Annotated in this window: 13 protein-coding genes; 4 read left to right on the forward strand and 9 right to left on the reverse strand. The window is 41.9% G+C overall.

Annotated elements, in window-relative coordinates:
• Window positions 1-212: 212 nt before the first annotated feature.
• A complete protein-coding gene (locus LQ203_RS14435; protein ID WP_230159077.1) occupies window positions 213-530 on the reverse strand; it encodes a hypothetical protein in 318 nt (105 codons plus the stop codon).
• 542 nt (window positions 531-1,072) lie between these two features.
• Here LQ203_RS14435 and LQ203_RS14440 point away from each other — a divergent pair.
• The 3 genes from LQ203_RS14440 to LQ203_RS14450 all read left to right on the forward strand — a co-directional run bounded on the left by LQ203_RS14440 (window position 1,073) and on the right by LQ203_RS14450 (window position 7,153).
• Window positions 1,073-1,966, forward strand: coding sequence for a tetratricopeptide repeat protein (locus tag LQ203_RS14440; RefSeq protein WP_230159078.1), 894 nt, complete (start codon window positions 1,073-1,075; stop codon window positions 1,964-1,966).
• Between the two features lie 593 nt (window positions 1,967-2,559).
• Window positions 2,560-4,185 carry a hypothetical protein gene (locus tag LQ203_RS14445; protein WP_230159079.1) on the forward strand — a complete coding sequence of 542 codons (1,626 nt, stop codon included), beginning with the start codon at window positions 2,560-2,562 and terminating at the stop codon, window positions 4,183-4,185.
• Window positions 4,178-7,153, forward strand: a complete 2,976-nt coding sequence (locus LQ203_RS14450) for a DEAD/DEAH box helicase (RefSeq protein WP_230159080.1) — start codon at window positions 4,178-4,180, stop codon at window positions 7,151-7,153. Before LQ203_RS14445 ends, LQ203_RS14450 begins: the two co-directional genes overlap by 8 nt.
• A gap of 256 nt (window positions 7,154-7,409) precedes the next feature.
• Here LQ203_RS14450 and LQ203_RS14455 read toward each other — a convergent pair whose 3' ends face one another.
• The gene (locus LQ203_RS14455; RefSeq protein ID WP_230159081.1) at window positions 7,410-8,021 is read right to left on the reverse strand and encodes a LysE/ArgO family amino acid transporter; all 612 of its coding nucleotides are present in this window, start codon (window positions 8,019-8,021) and stop codon (window positions 7,410-7,412) included.
• A 128-nt stretch (window positions 8,022-8,149) separates the two neighbouring features.
• Between LQ203_RS14455 and LQ203_RS14460 the strand changes: the two genes are divergently transcribed.
• Window positions 8,150-9,595 (forward strand): PLP-dependent aminotransferase family protein, encoded by a 1,446-nt coding sequence (locus tag LQ203_RS14460; protein WP_230159082.1) that lies wholly within the window; start codon window positions 8,150-8,152, stop codon window positions 9,593-9,595.
• Between the two features lie 141 nt (window positions 9,596-9,736).
• Here the strand turns inward: LQ203_RS14460 and LQ203_RS14465 are convergent, their stop codons facing one another.
• The 7 genes from LQ203_RS14465 to LQ203_RS14495 all read right to left on the reverse strand — a co-directional run bounded on the left by LQ203_RS14465 (window position 9,737) and on the right by LQ203_RS14495 (window position 20,480).
• Window positions 9,737-10,153: a hypothetical protein gene (locus LQ203_RS14465; protein ID WP_230159083.1), complete on the reverse strand. Its 417-nt coding sequence runs from the start codon at window positions 10,151-10,153 to the stop codon at window positions 9,737-9,739.
• A gap of 746 nt (window positions 10,154-10,899) precedes the next feature.
• A complete protein-coding gene (locus LQ203_RS14470; RefSeq protein ID WP_230159084.1) occupies window positions 10,900-14,634 on the reverse strand; it encodes a S8 family serine peptidase in 3,735 nt (1,244 codons plus the stop codon).
• A 199-nt stretch (window positions 14,635-14,833) separates the two neighbouring features.
• Window positions 14,834-15,736 (reverse strand): ABC transporter permease, encoded by a 903-nt coding sequence (locus LQ203_RS14475; RefSeq protein WP_230159085.1) that lies wholly within the window; start codon window positions 15,734-15,736, stop codon window positions 14,834-14,836.
• A gap of 12 nt (window positions 15,737-15,748) precedes the next feature.
• Window positions 15,749-16,753 (reverse strand): ABC transporter permease, encoded by a 1,005-nt coding sequence (locus LQ203_RS14480; protein WP_230159086.1) that lies wholly within the window; start codon window positions 16,751-16,753, stop codon window positions 15,749-15,751.
• Window positions 16,754-16,867: 114 nt separating this feature from the next.
• Entirely contained in the window at window positions 16,868-18,484 is a 1,617-nt protein-coding gene (locus tag LQ203_RS14485) for an ABC transporter substrate-binding protein (RefSeq protein WP_230159087.1), read from the reverse strand.
• 42 nt (window positions 18,485-18,526) lie between these two features.
• Entirely contained in the window at window positions 18,527-19,495 is a 969-nt protein-coding gene (locus LQ203_RS14490) for a dipeptide ABC transporter ATP-binding protein (protein WP_230159088.1), read from the reverse strand.
• Entirely contained in the window at window positions 19,476-20,480 is a 1,005-nt protein-coding gene (locus LQ203_RS14495) for an ABC transporter ATP-binding protein (RefSeq protein WP_230159089.1), read from the reverse strand. Before LQ203_RS14495 ends, LQ203_RS14490 begins: the two co-directional genes overlap by 20 nt.
• Window positions 20,481-20,674 lie beyond the last annotated feature (194 nt).

The following is a 20,674-nucleotide window of genomic DNA, read 5'->3' on the forward strand; positions in this document are numbered from 1 at the left end:
TGAAAAAGGGTAAATAAAAAAGCAAAGGAGAGACATCATGAAATCAAGTAACAGTAAAAAACACTTTAAGTTTTTCGAAAGAACGACTAACTCTAAACCGAGTGAAAGAAAACAAATGAGCGATTTCCTCAAAAAAATGAAAATGAATGCTCAAAACACTCACTTGAATGGTAAAAACTCATGACATGTAGAATGTCATGAGTTTTTATCGTTTACAATGCGATTTCATTCCCCTGAAGGTTGTACCTCACACATTTTTTGATACCGATTACATTCAAAAAATGTTGAATTTTTTTCATGGAGGCTGCCTGATATTCATCTACTATAGAAAACTCTTTAATATAAGCAATTTTTTCTTGTACATCTGTATCTATATGATCTTGGTTGTATTCTTTTTCATTTGATTTTTTACATGTGTACACAACAGCCTCACCAATTTTCCTGGTCGCCTTATCAAAATAAAAAGAAAACACAATGGCACATTCATCATCGTAAAAAGAGGGCTGAACTTTCATATTAATATCAATCATTAACCTTACACCTCTCTCCGTTTTGTTATTTACACTATAACAAAATAAAAAAAAGGAAATAGGCGTTCCAAACTACGTTCACGTATATTCCACACCCACCAAATGGACCTTATATTCCCAATTCATAGATAATTATAACTACAGGAATATGCGCGAAAGAATAAACCATGATAAGAATAAAAAAACATCTTCAAATGAAGATGCTTGAATGAGTAAAAGTAAGTTTCATTCCTTATTTATATAAACCTGGAAGTTCTGCGTAAAGGCCTGGTAATTCGCTTGGGACAATCACGAAAGCAGCGATGATAAGAAAAGATACGACTAATGCTTTAGTACTTTTTTTCATAGGTCATTCCTCCTTTTCTTTTAAAAAAATATTGGTTAAAATAGAAATTAATTCTATAGTTATATTTAACCACACTTCTTAATACTATATATTTCGACTAAAGAATCTATTTAAACCGTTCAGGACATGTACATACAGCTTTCACCGATTTTTCATAACAAAATATAACTCTAGGCATATTTTAAGGAGAATCAAAATGGATTTTTTTGCAGTTGGACAAAAGATCAAAGAGCTACGTAAACAAATCGGACTTTCCCAGGAAGAGCTAGCATCCGGTATTTGTACACAAGCACAGATCAGTAAGATTGAAAAGGGCGATGTCTATCCATATGCCTCAACTCTCTACTTAATTTCTCAACGTTTAGGTGTTGATGTAAACTATTTTTTCGATATTGGCATGACCCCTAGGCTGGATTACGTGGAAGAAGTGATTTATCAATTAAAAATAGCTAGAAGAACCAGAAATTATGAAGAAATGCAGCAAATTGTAAAGGCTGAGGAAAATAGTCCTCTCTTTCTTCAGAATAAAAAGAATCATCAGCTAATTCTTTGGCATAAAGGAATATACGAATACGAAAAAAACAAGGATTTAGATAAGGCCATTGAATTTATTAATAAGGCCATCGCCATTACTCATACTACGGATAAAATTTATTCGGAACGGGAGCTTGAAATATTAAGCAGCCTAGGTGTAATGTATGTTGCCGAAGAACAATACGAAAATGCTTTTGCCTTGTTAAAGAAAGCTTTGAAGCACCTGAGAGCTCTTCCCTTTTTGACGGATAAAACGCTAAAGACACGTTTATCCTATAACTTTGGCAGAGTGTTAACACGCCTTGGTCGATATGAAGAGTCCATTGCATGCTGCCAAGACGCCATAAAATGGTGTCTCGAACATGATCAACTATACGCTTTAGCAGACTTGCATTACCATTTAGGTTACAATTTCGAGCTGGTAGGAAACTTTGAAGCGGCAAAAGAGTACTTGGAAAAGTCAGCATTTCTCTTCACATTACAAAAAAATGATACCTTTGCTACTTTCATCAACAAAAAGTTGGACAGTTGGAAGAATGAAATGAAAATAAATTAATTTTATATATTAAAGCCATTCCCCATGGGAATGGCTCTTCCCATTCACCAAGAATATGTATAAGCTCTACTTCATCAATCCCAAAACCCGCGTCCTACATTTCAAATTCCAAGCCAAAATGAAGTATAATAAAGAGATGCTTCAAAAGCCCATTCAAAATATAGGGCCCTCCCCCTCCTTCACTAGGTTTTGTGAAGTGTAAAGGGGATGATGGATTTAAAGGCATGGTCAAAGTGAATGCTAGGAATTCCTGTTTGGAGGATATATATCCGAACCACTTATATTCAAAGGGGTTTTTGACGATATTGACTTTTACAGGGTTTAAATGAATATACGGATTTTTGCAGTAAGCGGTTTGTTCGATTAGTTGATTAAGACGGTAAGAGAACAGCCATGAAAAAAGGTCCAGCAAAGTGCATATGATGCCCTTAAATAATGTCATGTGCATTTGCTCTGGATGTAATATATACACGGTACCAGGGTGTCAAATCCTCGGTTACCCAGGCAGAAATACTATTGTTAAAGTACTGATGTTTCATGGCAGACAAAAATATCATTTCGGTAGACAGGGTTTGACCCTGAAGGAGGAGACTATGGAGCGGGAGTTGTTGTTAGTTGGGGAGCGGCTGGCGGAATTTTTGGAGGCTGGGAATCCGGATGATTCAGACGTTGTGAATCAGGGGCTCCAGTTATACCGTCAGGGGCTTGTTGACATTAAAGAAGAAGCGGTAGATACGATTGCGGCAGAGGTACAGGATGAGACACGCCATAAGGCCAGGTTGAACCTTCTCTTCCCTCAAGATGGAAGCTGTACATGTGATTCAAGGTTCATTTGCCGGCATCAAATGGCCGTTTTCTTTTCTGCGTATTCAGATAACGCCAGTGTTTCCGACTGGCTGAGCGAATGGAAAGCGCCAAAGAATACCTCAACCGCCCAAGCGCTGCAGCAAGTTAAGAGGGCAAGTGAATTACTTAAACAAGCAGAGGAGAAATCGATCATCTTAGATAAAAGCTATCCATCATGGAAGCATTTCGTGAATGTTACCTTCGCGGAACACGTCGAGCCTCATATAGGCGAGCCAACTTATATGATTGAAAACCATATACAAACCTACTTTAAACGACTTAGCTCAAAAGCTCCAATGGAAAGGGAATGGAAACTGCTTTACCATTTCGTTACGCAATTTTGCACGATGCAGCTGACACTGAGAATGATTCAGTTACATAAAGGCCAGACGCAAACAATCAGGGTCTTTTATGCTCTTGCTGTTGACCTGGCAGAAGAGCTGCATGAAACGGTACAGCCGCTTAGCCGACAAGCGAGGCCTTTCGCCTTTGATCCCTTCGTATTCAGCATCAAGGAAGATGTAGCTAAACTTCTGGATGGCAAAGAAGGTCTAGAATATGAAAAAATCGATCTCTACCGGGAAATTTGGAGCTACTTATTCTCCAACTCCTCTTGGCGCAAAGAGGAACTGGAACGAATAAAGGAAGAACTACCAGAGAAGTATATGGGCACGACTGAGAGGACGTCCTATTCCCTCGCAGCCATTCACCTATCCCTTCTTGAGAATAAAGATAAACAAGCGATTGACCTTCTACATGAATTAAAGAAGGAAGCCTGTCCATACATTTTTTATTGGCTGAATCTCCTATCTGAATCAGACAACCGATCACGGGGTATCCCTTTCATTGAATTCATCATCGCTAATGTACAGGAGTTCCTGGCTGGTTTATCCGATTATTATCAGCGCGTGGATTTCGTACGGACCTTTACGACCTTGATTAGCAGTTGCTGTTATAAATTAAAACGGACCGATTTGCTTGAGAAATTTTACAGAGCAACCCTTCCACACAGCTATTGGAATTATGCAAACTTCCTTTTTGAACAAGGACAATATAAAAAGTGGGTGGAGATGCATATTTACTCAGAAATCAGCATTGACTTAATCAGCAGTGAGTCCATCAAGGAAGTGGTCTCTAAAGAACCAGAACTGATTCTGCCGCTTTATTATCACGCGGTTCAGGAAAAAGTTTCCTTGAAGAACCGACCTGCCTATAAGCAAGCTGTCCGTTATTTAAAAAAAATGCGCACCATCTATAAAAAGAGCAAAAAGGAAGACGTATTTGAACGTTATATACTATATGTAGCAGATTCAACTAAACGGCTTCGCGCTTTCCAAGAAGAACTAAAAAGGGGTAAGCTTATCGATGTTTAATCCAGGGAAATTAAAAATCAAAATAGCGGCTCTCGAAAACGGATCATACGTCCTTGGTGTCGTCAATGAAGAGAATACCTTCCTCAACTCGAATTATGTACGCAGACTGTTATTCAATTGGGATGATGCAAGCTTTTATGGAACCAAAATGACTATGGATATAATTGATGGAAATCCTGTTTTCATTCTTGATGCTTGGGGTCTTCTCAACTTTTTTGCGAAGGAAAGCTTTAACTCCTTCATAGAATGGGAATGGTCGGAGATCTCCTCCCTTTGCCTGTCAGCAGCGCCTGTCCTTCATGAATCCATTGAAGCCGGAATCCCCGTACCGGATTTCACTAACCTGCAGTTAGACTCCATTGGCTGGAAGCTTCCGGAAGAGGTAGAGGAGGAATTCGTCCCTTCGTTTTGGGAAGAAGGTATATCTTTAGATCTCCCTTCACCTGAAGCGGAAACCAATCGGACTTTTATCGAAAAGTGGTATAACCGTGCAGCTAATATGTATTTAAAAAACTACTCACCCATGCAGCATAAATGGAGCGAAGCCGTCGGGGCTTTAAAGGACTCCCGACTTTCACCTGAAGAATTACAGGCCTTTTTTGACAAAGACAGCTGGCAGGAATGGCTAGGTACCCAGCCAGATCCCAAACCCTTCACTATAGGCCTTCGTTTAACTGAGCCTCCTGATGGTAATGGGCCTTGGGTACTCGATGTCACCCTTCGTTCCAAAAGGGATGAGAATATCATCGAAACATATACAGGAAAAAAATTGCCGCGCGGCTGGAATAAGTATGCAAGTGATGTGGTGCGTGCTACGAAACGATGGCAACACGTCGTGCCATGGCTTGGGGAAAATGGACGTCTAAAAAGGGAGATTTCGGAATCGGATGCATGGGAGTTCTTGACCGACGCAAGCGAAAAACTCCTGTTTCTTGGCGTTGAAATTCTTCTTCCATCTTGGTGGCTTGCCTTGAAGGAGTCCTCATTGAAGGTGAAGGCAAAAGTTAAGAGCCAATCCAACCGCGGCCCTTCTTACGTAGGGCTGAAAGCAATAATGGACTTCGATTGGAGGTTCTCATTAAATGGCAAAGAGCTCACTGAGGCGGAGTTCGAGGAGCTCGTCAATGAAAAGAGGCGGCTTGTTTTCATCCGCGGCCAATGGGTCAAGCTTGACCCTGCTTTCATTAAACAAATTCAAGGGCTGATGGAAACAGCTAATGAAAAAGGAATTCAATTGGCTGACTTACTGCAGCAAGAATTATTATTGAATGACGTAAATGAAGATGGCGATGAAGATTCAGGAAACGAAGAAATGCTCCGAGTTCAATTTGAATTGAATCAGGAGCTTCGTAAGATGGTGGGAAGACTGAGGGAAACCAAAAACATTTCCATCTTACCCGTCCCTCCTGCACTACAAGGCGATTTACGCCCCTATCAAAAACTGGGCATGAGCTGGCTGCTTTTTTTAAGGGAGCATGGTTTTGGTGCTTGTCTGGCAGATGATATGGGGCTGGGGAAAACGGTTCAGATGATTGCTTACCTCCTTCATGTGAAAGAAAGAGAAGGAGCAAGTAAAGAGCTACCCATTACCCCGAGGGATGAACAAAAGAGTGAACCGATCATCGTCGAAGAGGAAAGTAATGCAGAGAGCAGTGATGAGGCAGAAGTTATTACTTCCACACCCGAACCTGTTTCTGTTAAATCGGCACTCATCGTCTGTCCAACCTCCGTCCTAGGCAACTGGCAAAAGGAGTTGGAAAAATTCGCACCAACACTTAAAGTCCACCTTCATTACGGATCAAACCGAGCAAAAGGTGAAGCATTTGCTAAAAAGGCAGCTCAACATGATATTGTGTTAACATCGTATGGCCTGACCCACCAAGATGTCGTTGAACTATCCTCCATCGAGTGGAGCAGCGTAATCCTTGATGAAGCACAGAACATCAAGAATGCCCAAACAAAGCAATCCAAGGCAGTCCGCAAGCTCAGCGGCCAGCATCATATTGCCTTGTCGGGTACGCCAATGGAAAACCGTTTAAGTGAGCTATGGGCGATTTTTGATTTCATTAACAAAGGATACCTTGGAACATTAGGTCAGTTCCAGGAAAAATATGTAGCCACCATTGAACGTGATGAACAGAAAGATAAAATCAAGGAATTACAGCGTTTAATACAACCATTTTTGCTGCGCCGTACAAAACGCGATAAAGATGTGGCTCTTAATCTTCCGGATAAGCAAGAACAAAAGGAGTTCGTGCCGCTTACCACCGAGCAAGCATCGTTATATGAACAACTTATCAAGGATACCTTCACTGATATCGAACAGCTGTCTGCCTTTGAACGAAAGGGCATCATCCTGCAGATGCTGAATAAGCTAAAGCAACTTTGCAATCACCCAGCTCTTTACCTAAAAGAGATGGAAAAGGAAAACATCATGAAGGCGCCTAACCGATCTGGCAAACTCGAGAAGCTGACTGAGCTTGTCGATGCTGTCCGCGAACAGGATGAAAGCTGCCTCATTTTCACTCAATATATTGGGATGGGCAACATGATGAAAGAATTGTTGGAAAAACGGTATGGCCTTGAAGTGCCATTCCTGAACGGGAGTGCGAACAAAAAGCAGCGTGATGAAATGATCACAAGATTCCAAGATGGGGAATTCCCAATCTTCATTCTCTCGTTAAAAGCAGGGGGCACCGGTCTTAATCTAACAGAAGCAAATCATGTGATTCACTACGACCGCTGGTGGAATCCAGCTGTTGAAAATCAAGCCACCGACCGTGCTTACCGAATTGGACAACAGCGCTTTGTTCATGTTCATAAGCTTATATGCACAGGGACACTCGAAGAAAAAATCGACCAGATGCTTGATAAAAAGCAAGCACTGAACGACGAGATCATCAGCAGTGACAACTGGATCACTGAACTTTCCACAGAGGAAATCAAGGACTTGGTTGCTCTGCAATGATGGCCTTACCCGTCCCGATAAGATGATGAATGAGGATGGGGTTAGACATTAAAATAAAGGAGAATACATATCGAATATGTATTCTCCTTTTTATTAAGATTACGTCCATTGCAGCAGCAATACTAAAACACCCATCTTGTTCAATAGGGTTATTGGGCAAATCCTAATCCGGACATAACTTCCAAACTACCGATGGAAGATGCACTTTTAGCCTATGACTGATTAGTCAAGTTTGAATGCTGATGTCCTTTATTAGCTAAGTAAAAATGGATTTCACCATATAGAGAGCCGTTATCCAGATAATTACTGCAGAGATCTTATTTAATATTCTTAGGAACCGGCCTGATGTATCTACCTTTTTCAGCATTCGTCCCGCCAGACATAATCCATGGAACCAGCACCAGGATACGAGGATGCATGTTGCCGTGAATATCGTTTTTTCCGTTCCTGAATATACAAGTGAGCTTGAACCGATTACGCCTATCGTATCTAAGATTGCATGTGGATTCAGTAATGATACAGATAAAGCAAATACAATTTGTTTTTTGGTGGACATCTGCATAGTTTGAGCACCGGATTGTGGGTTCGCTTTGGCAAACCAGATCTGAAAACCCATATATATTAAAAATATAACTCCGATTATGATTAATGAAAGACGCAGCCAATCATATTGCATGACAATCAACGAAACACCTAGAACGGCTAATAGAATGAGTAATGTATCACAAATGGCAGCTGTGATCGTTGCAGGCAAAGCTTTTTTTAAGGTAGGTTGAATTGCGCCTTGATTAAAAATAAATACATTTTGTACCCCTAATGGCAGTATCAGCCCTAATGCCAATATTAGTCCATGGAAAAATGGTTCCATACAAATACCTCCCTCCTTTCATATTCATTATAATGAAAAACACATGGGAATTGACCATCCATTTGGTTGGTTTTCAACCCAACCAATCCATAAGGAATATAGAACATGAAAGGAGTAATTGTTTTCGTATGTTTATCGAATGGAAACCAAATCGGCCTTCTAACCGATCACTTCACCAACAAATAGTTGAATGGATGCAACAACAAATTACACGAGGGGAATGGCCAGTTGCGACCAAGCTTCCATCACAGCGCTCATTGGCCGATTCTCTTGGGGTGAACAGGAGTACCATTATTTCAGCTATAGAGGAGTTAATTGCAGACGGATTACTGGAAACCAAGGTTGGGTCTGGTACATTTGTTTCTAATAACACATGGAATGTGCTCGTCTCCAGCAAACAGCCCGACTGGAAAAACTATGTACGGAACGGCCTTCATGAGCCTAATTTAAAAACGATTCAGGACATTAATCAATATGAAACGGACACTGCCATTATCAGATTGGGCACTGGTGAACTTTCTCCATCTCTATTGCCTACAAAAAAAATCGAAAAGACTTTGCAAACCACATCTTTTGATGCTCACTCATTGGGCTATTCTGAACCCAAAGGTGATAAAGGCCTTCGCCACAGTATAAGTGATTATTTAAAGTCAAAAGGAGTAATTGCCAGCCCCAGTTCCCTTATGATCGTGTCAGGGGGGCTTCAGGCGCTTCAATTGATTTCGGTGGGTTTACTTCAGAAAGGATCAATGATTTTACATGAGTCTCCTTCGTATTTAAATTCTGTTCATCCCTTTCAATCTGCGGGCATGCATTTAGTAGGCTTATCAAAACAAGTCCGGGAAAGTATTCCCACTCAAATAAAGCGTATCAATGGAAGGCAGAAAGCGTCACTCTTTTATACCGTTCCAACGTTTAACAACCCAACCAATACTACATGGACAAAAGAAGAAAGACTAAACCTCTTATCCATTTGCAATAAAGAACAGATTCCGATTATTGAAGATGACGTATATAGTGACCTATGGTTTGAAAATGAACCGCCACTACCTATTAAATCCCAAGATACTGATGGCCTTGTCTTGTACATTGGCAGCATGTCCAAAACATTAAGCCCCGGGCTGCGCATCGGATGGATCGCTGGTCCAATAACGGTGATTGAAAGGTTAGCGGATATTAAAATGCAAATGGATTACGGTTCAAGTGCACTATCTCAACATCTTGTGGCTGAATGGTTAACGAGTGGTCAATATTCGAAGCATTTAGAGTGGCTGCGGTATGAGTTGAAGGTACGCAGAGATTTTACATTAACTCTTCTCAATCAATATTTTAAGGGAATAGCTGAATGGCAAATACCCCAAGGCGGATTTTATATATGGTTAAAATTATGTAAACCAATTGTGAATCCAAACCTTTTCAAGCAGGCGATAAAGGAGAACATACTCATTAATCCGGGGTACATATATGAACCAAGCAACAATACACATCTTCGGCTATCATATTCATATGCGTCTGAGGAAGAGTTAGCTTATGGTATTCAAACCCTCTCAAAGATCATTCGCCGGCTGATTTGACTTCTTGAAGGATAGGAGACGCTCATCATGTTGAGGAGCTGCCGTGGCAGCTCCATCCTTATTGAGTAAAGTAACTCTTCGTACGTTTCATTTAACGGAAGTCTCATACCTTACAATGTCCTGCAGCTTTAGAGGATGATATCACGGATTAGCAGCTTTCATTTTTACGTTCCGCTCTTTTTGCTGGATAATGAAAAAAGAATGGTGATAGCCATGATTGATCATGATATGATCGAGGATTGCAGTAAGCACCTCACCCTTATTCGGCTGATATGTCTCTGACCTTTCCTCAATGATGATTTTTTCTTGGTGGGGGTCATAATTAATAGATGTTTCAGCACCTTTTTCAAAAAAAGAAAGGGTTACCTCCTGACATAGAGGAAAATGCTGATAGGGTGAATCTGAGCGGGGATCCTTTTCAAAGGGAGCATGGAGGTGCTGAAGTGCATCAAAAAAACTCGTTTTTGTAAGATGTGACCTGTCGCTTCCTCTCCTTTCGATTTTCACTGTAATTCCAAGACTACTTACTTTATTGCTGGATTTCTTCTTATAATTCATAGATACCCTCCTTTTAATAGGTTCTTTATACCTAATTCTTTTATCCCACTCCATATACCTGCCGGATAATGAAAATAATTCCTCACTAATAGATTTACATATTTGCACGGTGAAAACTCAGCAAACTACTCCATTACATCACTAAAGAATTCATTCATCAAATCCATACTCGATAAAAAACAGCCCTCTTGGATAAGAGGGCTTAGACTATATAAAAACTTGATATTAATTGATTTTACCTACATTTTTTTTGAGGGTTTGTACTATTCGAACGTTGATTTCCACTCCAGGCACTCGCTTTCCGCGGGCGGTCCGGGAGCCTCCTCGGCGCTCTTTGCGCCTGTGGGGTCTCCCTTGGACACGCTTTTTCCGCAGGAGTCTCGTACCTTCCGTTCCAATCAACTGTAGGAAAACCGGCTTCTCTTCGTACAAAAGGAGATTAGAAATAATCTACCCCAAACCATGATTAGAAAAGAAGACTTGGTACTCCTTAATGAATTTTTACATTTTTATATGAAATGAAACCTCATCAGATTGAAGAAATTTGCGATACTCCTGCCGAATAACCGGCTAGCCAAGACCCCACAGACGCTTGCGTCGAGGAGGCTTGGCAGACAGTCGGTGGAAAGGGAGCGGATTTCTGAAATCAACTGGAACTTTTTTGAAAGGAAAAACTGCAGGCAAACTCGCTTCTCATAGAGTTTGTCTACAGTCTGAGCCCTATTGGATAAGAGGGCTGCCTTTCGTTATTTTTTTGCTTTATTGATGTTAAAGGATTTCTTCGATTCATTTCCTGCAAGATCTGTCACCTTAAATTCAAACTTGTTGTTGCCTGATTTAAGCGGCAGTTCCAAATCCTCTATCTTCTTCTTATAGGCACGCATTTTATATGGTTCCTTGAATTCATGATAGAATACTTCGCTTCCGTTCAGATAAAGGCGGATTTCATCGAAATTATCCTCTACCGTCACATCCACTTTTGGATTCTTGCCTTTGACTCCCACAGTTTCCGGTACTCCTTTAACTTTTAAAACCGGCTTTGTTGCATCGATCATAATCGTCCGTTTAAAGGAAACCGTGTTATCCCATTTATCGGTTGCTTTAACCGTGAAGCTTTGGACACCCTCTTCAAATTTCTTTTCATATGAGAATTCATATTTATTATTCGTCTTGTTATATGTTACAGGGACCGTTTTATTGTCGATTTTAAATTCCTTTATTTCTGACGCTTCTTCAATATCCCCTGTTATTTTGATTTTATTTTTATTGTTCACGCTTAAGGCTTCAGGACTTTTGATCTTAACAGCAGGTGCATGATTATCAATTGGTGCTGAATCTTTGGCCAATTCAGTTTCAGCCGCTTTTTCATTACCTGCAAAGTCAATTCCCACAACCTGAACCTTTTCCCCTTTTACATCAGGCAGGGTGAATTGTTTCGTATTCGCCGGGAGCGGCTCTTCCATGATGGATGCTCCATCGACTTGTACATCGTAATAAGCAAGCCCTGAACCATTCAAATTATCCTTACCTTGGATGGTTAATACATTGCCTTTTTTCGAAATCTTGACTGTCGGCTTTACCGTATCGATTTTGATTGGCATTTTAAACGTCTGCCATTTTGCACCCTCGTAATCTATCATCGCTTTGATTTCAAAATAATAGACCCCATCCTTAGCCATTGCATTATTGACTTTACCGTCCCATTTACGGGCCGGATCAAGTGTGTATGCGGTCCCTTGTCCGCCATCATAATAATCCTTACGTACATTATTCTCTGTGCGAAGTTTCCGGACTGATTTGTTCTCACCATTCAATATATTATATTCTACCTTTTTCGCATTCCTTAAGAATGATAGGACCGGCACGAAGTCATCCTGTGCACCATCACCATTTGGGGAAATCGCAATATTTTTGCCATTGAATGTTTTCCCCGCAGGGTCGTAACCAAGATAAGTGAAATCTTCACCTGCAGTCGATACTCCTCCTGCCCTGCCATAGAAAGACTCTTTATCATATTTAGTGCCATCCAGGATTGGGGCTTTGTCCCACTCCCCTTTAAACCCTACATACGGAACATGTAATTCCGGGTTAGTGTCAGCTGGATCCTTCAATGTTATGAACCCTTCAACGAAATATCCGTTTGGAAAGACCTTGTCAATGTCTACAAGAGTCTGAAGATCATCGCCAAGTACCTTTGCATTGGATATGTCCACTTTCACTTCAAATGTAACAGATTTTTTTGCAGGTACAGTAATCTTGTTTGTATTTTTATTATTGATTTTAATCGAAGCGTTCTTAATTTCCTGTGCCTCTAATTGATTGGCGGAATAACCCAGCTGACCCTGAATGGCATAGTCTGTTTGGATATTTCCTTTTACATCATATTTGACTGCTTTATTACTGAAGTTTTCAACCTTCAAAGTAAAGGCGAACTTATTGCCGATTTCCTTCATGGCAACCTTCGCTTCTTTCGTAAATGCCTCCGTCACGACAGCTGGCGTGGACAAAGCAGATTGAAGCTGCATGATTCCGGCTCCCTGCCTGCGAGGCGAATAAGGGTTTTTCCAGTCAAGGGCATTATTGACGACACCTTGATCCGTTAATGGTTTCGAAGTATTCATCATCAGGTTCTTAGCCAAATTGGCCCGGGCAAATCCATTTAATTTAAAGTCTTTATCCACTCTTTCAAGAACCAGTGCAGAACCGCCGGAAACATGAGGTGCCGCCATCGAAGTGCCGCTCATCATACCATATTCATCGTTGTTCAACGTTGAATAAATTTGTCCGCCTGGTGCAGTGATTTCCGGTTTGAAATCCAGATTTGGTGCTACGCCCCATGAACTGAATGAACTCATTTTTCCTGCTTCTGGATTCACCGCTTTTGTTTTATCACCATTAAAGGTAATCTTCACCTTTTCTCCATCCGTTAAGGCCGCTTTCAGCTTGGCACCATCCGACTTCAACATGAACAGCTGTGGAATGGTGATGCTTGGATCTGTGGCCATGGAAATATATCCGTCAGCATTATTGTAAATAATGACTCCTGTCGCTCCTGCTGCCTGGGCATTTTGCGCTTTTTCTATAAAAGAAAGCGTGCCGCGTTCAATGAGGGCGAACTTGCCTTTAACATCCACTTTGGAAAGCTCCTCTGGCGTCCCAAGACCTGCAGCAACCAAGTCATGTGTTTTATCCTTCAAAGCATTGGGATGTACGCTTGAAGCCGACATGAACGGAGCTTTTCCTGCTTGTCCGTTTATATCATAAGTCGCTGCATCCAAATCCATATAGTTATTCTCGACGGATGCCACTTGCACCGAATCATAAGCAAGTCCAGGTGAGCCTGAAACGCCAATATCCGGGTTTGAAGCTAATGGGTTTGCAAATCCGTTTCCAAAGTGAGCCGAATTTCCTGCTGAAATCGACATGAGGATCCCATTATCAACAGCTCTCGATACGGCCTGCTGCTCAGGATCTTCTGCTGATACAAAACCTGCAGTGGAACCGAGGCTCATATTTAGCACATCTGCCCCAAGAATGATTGCATCATCAATTGCCTTAATATAAATATCACCCCATGTTGTCTGCATGGCGGGATCATTTCCGAATACCTTTAAAGCAAGAAGCTGGGCTTCGGGAGCCACCCCTTTAATCCCGCCATGCTCTTCATCTCCATTGGCACCCGCGGTTCCTGCGACATGCATCCCATGCATGGAGGCTCCTTCACCAAGATCAAGGATTTCTTCATTTTCATCCATGTAATTGTATCCATAAGGTACCTTCGCCGTATAATAGTTGCCTAATAGATGGCTAGATTCCTTCATGCCGTTAATTTCACTTTCAGTCAGTTCTGCTTTATTCTCATCGTTCAGGACCATATCACGGTGAGATGGGTCGATTCCAGTATCGATAATCCCCACGACCATCCCTTCCCCTGTATATCCATATTCCCGCCATGCTTCCTGGGCTTGGATAAGTTCCTTACTATAAAGCATCTCGGGCTTATCAACTGGACGTTCATATTCGTTTGCTATATGTACCTCAGCAACTTCAGGCATGGCTTCCACCTTTTTGATATCACCATACTGAAGTTCACCACTGAACCCATTGACGACCGTCGTAAAACTTTCCATTTCCTTGAAAGCGATTCTTTTGTCTTTCACCTTTTTTTTCAATTTCTTCTGATTAGCTAGCTTTTCGGACTTTAATTGTTGTTTCTTATTTTTCGATAACTGTTTAAAAAGTTTCCCTTCTTTCGAAGCGATTTCTATTGCCGGGGCTTCCTTCATCTCAACGATGACCCTGACCTTCTCGTTACTTTTGTATTTCTTCTCCAAGTCGTTTTTCTTCAGCTTTAGAATACTTTCCTGATTCTTCTTTCCATCACCCGAACCGTTCGGGGGCTCTGGGAGCTTGGCTGCGGAAACGCTTGCAGTAAATACTAATAGAAAGATTGCTAGAATGGACAAGCTTCGTTTAATCAATGAACTTTTCCTCCTCTAAAATAATCAATTTTTGGAATTTTCTTACTAAGTATAAAAGTATCACAACTTTTGGGGTGATTTTAAGAGATAATAGTCACTATTTTCCTATTTCAAACTAGGATATTGTTATTATTTTCATATTTTCATAGTTTTTCAAAATAAAAGATGGCGATGTTAAAAAAACACCACCATCTTACCTCTAGTTTTTCATCCTTGGATCCAACGCATCTCGCAGGCCATCTCCCATTAGGTTAAAGCCGAGTACCGTAAGCATGATCGCAAGGCCAGGGAAAAGAACCGTCCAAGGCGCCTGAATGATGAAAGATCTTGAATCGGCAAGCATTTTCCCCCACTCTGGTGCTGGTGGTTGTGCCCCCAAACCGAGGAAGCCGAGTGCTGCACATTCAATGATGGCAGTAGCAATCGCCAAGGTGCCTTGAACAATAATCGGTGCAAGGCTATTGGGAAGGACGTGATGGAGGAGAATCCGGCCATCTCCCATTCCAATTGCCTTCGCAGCCGTAACATATTCCTCTTCTTTCACCGTTAAAACCCGTGAGCGTAAAAGACGGCCAAATATCGGGACATTGACGATGGCAATGGCGATGAGTGCATTGCGAAGTGATGGTCCTAAAACGGCTACTACCGCAATGGCAAGTAAGATACTTGGAAAGGCTAAAATGATGTCAAAGACCCTCGATATGATTGTATCTATCCACTTTCCGTAATACCCGGCAATAATACCTAGAAAAGACCCAACCAGGACAGACCCGGCTACAGATAAAAAGCCGACTCCTATCGATATGCGCGAGCCATAGATGACTCTACTCAATATATCACGGCCAAATTCATCCGTTCCAAACCAATGTTCCGCAGATGGGGCCAAATGTTTATCACTTAGCTTTTGCCCTTCAAATGAATACGGTGCAATAAGCGGTGCAAAAATGGCGATTAAGATGAAAAATAAAACAATCGCCAGACCAACAAGTGCCACCTTATTTTTCTTAAAACTTTTCCACCCTTCCCTCCAGGGAGAGATGACTTTTTCCTCTGCCTCTTTGGGAGGAAGGATTGGCGATGTATTCGTTGCTATTTCAGGCATGAGTTTCCCTCCCTATTTATACTTAATCCTTGGATCGATCGCTGCATACAACAAGTCCACAATTAGATTAATCATGACAAACAAAAAGGCGATGACGAGAATCCCGGACTGTATGACCGGATAATCCCGGGAAAGTATAGCATCATAAATATATGTACCGATGCCTGGCCAGCCAAAAATGTTTTCCGTTAAAATGGCCCCGCCTAAAAGTAATCCTGTCTGCAGGCCGATTACCGTCACCACTGGAATTAAAGCATTTTTCAAGGAGTGCTTGTATACAACCCAAAACATTTTCATCCCCTTAGCGCGAGCCGTACGAATGAAATCCGATCTCATTACTTCCAACATGGACGAACGTGTCATCCTTGCAATTATCGCCATCGGAATGGTCGCTAACGCAATTCCCGGCAAAATGAGATGCTTGATCACTTCGAAAAACTGATCAACTCTTCCAGCAACGAGCGTATCAATCAAATACAGGCCCGTTATGGCCTCGACTGGATCCCTGATATTGTCCCGCCCTGTCGTAGGAAGTAAATCCCATTGAATTGAGATGATGTATTGCTCCATTAATCCCAGCCAGAATATCGGCATGGACAAACCAATCAACGCAATCACCATCGCTGCATAGTCAAACCATGAGTTCTGGAACCAAGCTGATATTATCCCTGCATTTACACCTATGACCACTGCAATGATCATGGCAATCAATGCTAACTCAATCGTTGCCATTAGATATGGCCCTATTTCTTCAGAAACAGGACTATTCGTTTTTAACGATACACCCAGGTCCCCCTGTAACAGGCCTGATACATAATCCCAAAATTGAATGAACCATGGTTTATCCAAACCAAGTTCCTTTGTCATTGCCTCGACTGCCTCTTTTGTTGCTTGCTGCCCTAGAATCACCTGTGCAGGATTCCCAGGAATCGCCCGAATCATCATGAATACAATAAACGCCATTCCGAGTAACACTGGAATGAGAGATCCTAAACGTCGTACGGTATAGGAAAACAAAACAATCACCCGCCTTTTACATAAGGGTCCTTTGAGCGCCCTCGATCATTTTGAAATGCATTCCATAACAAAACCGGGAAGCATGCAAGATTACATACTACCCGGTTCGTACGGTTAATTTTCTAGTGAAACGTTAACAAGGGATTGAGAACCGGTTGGATGTGGAACAAACCCTTTGACTGTCTTGGATCCGGCTAGCTGCGGTAATGAGTGGACTAGTGGAACCCATGGTGCTTCCTCATGGATGATTTCCTGAGCTTTTCCATATAACTCATTACGCTTGGCTTCATCTGCCGTGGACTGGGCCTCGATCAATAGATCGTGCACTTCATCATTTGCATAACGAGAATAATTGTTTGAGCCGATATTATCTTTATCCAATAAGGCATAAAGGAAGTTATCTGCATCTCCATTATCGCCTGTCCAGCCTAGCATGAAGGATTGAGCCTCACCAGCCTGCACTTTCTCTAAATAGGCAGCCCATTCGTATGAAACGATATTTGCCTCGATACCAACCTGCTTTAAGCTGGCTTGAATGGCCTCGGCCACTTTTTGACCATCTGGCATATACGGGCGTGGTACCGGCATTGCCCATAGGTCCATTTTAAATCCTTTTTCATATCCAGCCTTTTTCAGAAGTTCTTTAGCTTTTTCGACATCGTAATCATAGTCTTCAATGTTGTCATTGTATCCAGAAACGGATGGTGGCATTGGATTTTTTGCAGGCTCCGCTGTGCCTTCGAAAAAGTTATCGATAATTTCTTTTTTGTTAATTAAGTGTGAGATAGCTTGACGTACTTCCTTTTTGTCGAATGGTGCTTTTTCAACATTGAAAGCAAAGTACCCGACGTTCATGGATGGACGTTCGAATAACTGCAGTTTGTCATCTCCTGTAACTTTGCTGATATCGCTTGGGTTCAGACCGTCCATTAAGTCGATTTCACCTTTGATTACAGCATTTAAACGTGCAGAGTTATCTTTAATGACTTTAAACGTGATTCCATCAAGTTTTGGCAGTCCTTTTTGCCAATAGCCTTCGTTTTTCACCACTTCGATCGTATCGCCAGGCTTCCATGATTTGAATTTGAAAGGACCTGTTCCAGATGGATTCTTAGTGAAATTGTCTCCCTCTTTTTCAAATCCTGTCGGACTGGCTATTGCAAATGTAGGCATGGCAAGATTTTTCAGGAATGGTGCCTGAGGGCGGTTCAATGTGAATTCCACCGTGCTATCATCGATAGCTTTTACTTCTTTGATAACATGTCCTTCATCACCTTCAAATCCGCCAAACATAGAGGCGTAGTAAGCAAATTTACCTTCGTCCTTACTTTTTGCCCAGCGTTGAAAGTTTTTTACGACTGAATCCGCATTGAAATCCGTACCATCATGGAACTTGATTCCGGTTTTCAATTTGAATGTGTATGTCTTGGCGTCATCCGATACTTTCCATGATTCTGCAAGACCAGGATTTATTTCCGTATTATCTTCTCCGTATTTCACAAGCGTTTCAAAAATCTGCTGCGTGACGATGAATGATTCACCATCCGTTACGATAGCTGGGTCAAGACCGACAGCATCTCCGCCTTTACCGTAAATCAATACGCCGCCTTTCGCTTCACTTGATCCCCCATTACCATCATCTTTCTCTTTTGATGTAGACGAGGAGCATCCAGCAAGCGCTAGCGAAAGAGCCAGGATACCAGTCAACAATAATGCCAATGTTTTCTTCATATTCTTCCCCCTTATTTTTTACGAATTTATGTATACGTCATGTCAGTTGTATAAATGACAAGCAACGTAGTGACCAGGTTTATGTTCATGCAAAACGGGTTTTTCCGATTTGCACTCTGCCATCGCTTTCGAGCACCTCGTATGGAATGGGCAACCGCTAGGCGGGTTTGATGGACTTGGAACATCACCCTGCAGGATTACCCTATCTCCCTTGTATTCCACATCCGGAATCGGCACTGCTGATAATAAGGCCTGGGTATAAGGGTGAAGAGGATCCTCATACAGTTCCTCACTTTCCGTCAATTCAACTATATGCCCAAGATACATGACACCGACACGGTCAGAGATATGCCTTACTACGCCCAGATCATGGGCAATGAAAAGGTAAGTCAAATCAAAATCTTCCTGCAAATCCTGCAGGAGGTTCAAAACCTGGGCCTGAATCGATACATCCAGTGCAGATACGGGTTCATCGGCGATGATCAGCTTAGGGTTGACCGCAAGTGCCCTTGCAATGCCAATACGTTGCCGCTGGCCCCCACTAAATTGGTGCGGATACCTTTTAGCATGGTAACTGCTTAAACCAACAACCTTAAGAAGCTCTTGTACACGGGCTTTACGCACCTTTTTATCTTTTACCCCATGAACGATAAGCGGTTCTTCCAATATCTTTTCAACAGTATGCCTGGGATTGAGGGAAGCGAATGGATCCTGGAAGACCATCTGCATTTCACGGCGCATTTTTCTCATTTCACGGGAAGATAAAGTCGTCAGGTCCTTTCCTTCGAAATAGACATTCCCTTCACTCGGCTCAAGCAATCGAAGCAGTAATCTTCCCGTTGTCGATTTACCGCAACCGCTTTCCCCGACAAGACCTAAGGTTTCCCCTTTGTAAATGGAAAAAGACAAGCCATCTACGGCTTTGACCTCTCCGACGGTCTTTCCTAGGACGCCTCCTTTAATCGGAAAATGCTTCTTTAGGTTTTCTACCTTAACCAATGTTTGATTCATGCAAGGCTTCTCCTTTCCCATCTTCATACAGCCAGCAACGAACATGCTGGCCATCATCAAATTCCAAAAGAGACGGGGTCTCACTTATACATTGCTCCATGGCACGGGAGCAACGCGGGGCAAACTGGCACCCCAGGTTGCCTGTCCCAGGTTTTGGAACATTACCAGGGATCGAGTAAAGACGTTCTTTCTTTATCCGCATATCTGGAATCGACTGAAGTAATCCGACCGTATACGGATGCTTAGGACTTTGGAAAATCGTTTGCACATTTCCTTCCTCTATTACCTTGCCGGCATACATGACAATGACACGTTCACACATTTGCGCCACAACGCCAAGATCATGGGTAATCATCATGATTGCTGTATCTGTTTCTTTATTTAAGTTCTTCATTAACTCTAAGATTTGTGCCTGAATCGTCACATCCAAAGCCGTTGTCGGCTCATCCGCTATAAGAAGTTTCGGCTCACAGATCATGGCCATGGCAATCATGACCCTCTGTCTCATTCCACCTGAAAGCTGGTGAGGATATTCATCGATCAATTCTTCGGCACGGCCAAGCCCAACCAATTTCAACATTTCCACCGCTCTACGACGGGCCTGCTTTTTGTTCCATTTTTTATGTATCCGTAGCGTCTCCACCAGCTGCTCGCCTATAGTGAAAACTGGATTCAAACTTGTCATCGGTTCCTGAAAAATCATCGCTATGTCATTTCCGCGAATCTTTCTCATCCTCGCCTCAGAAGCGTTTGCGATATTCTCTCCTTTAAAAAGGATTTCTCCCTCCACCTTACCAGCCGGTGAAGAAACCAGTCCCATGATGGACAAAGAAGTTACGCTTTTTCCGCATCCTGATTCTCCAACAATCCCTAAAACCTCACCAGGATTGACATGAAAATCGATTGAATTTACGACAGGGATCACCCCATCGTCTGTACGAAAACTGGTTCGAAGCCCATTCACCTTAATAATTGGTTCGTCCATCGAATCACTTCCTATATATAACTTTTTTTCCAATTATATTATTGGGTTTATTATTGCATCAAAATTAAAATATTACAATATATTTTCTAAAAATTCTAATTTTACAGAATAATTTTTTTATTTTGTTAAAAAACACACTTTTTGGCATGAAAAAAAGACTGCATTTTTTGCAGTCATTAAAAAGGGGGGGGAAT

This window comes from Peribacillus sp. Bi96 (genome assembly GCF_918698115.1).
Classification (GTDB): Bacteria; Bacillota; Bacilli; order Bacillales; family DSM-1321; genus Peribacillus.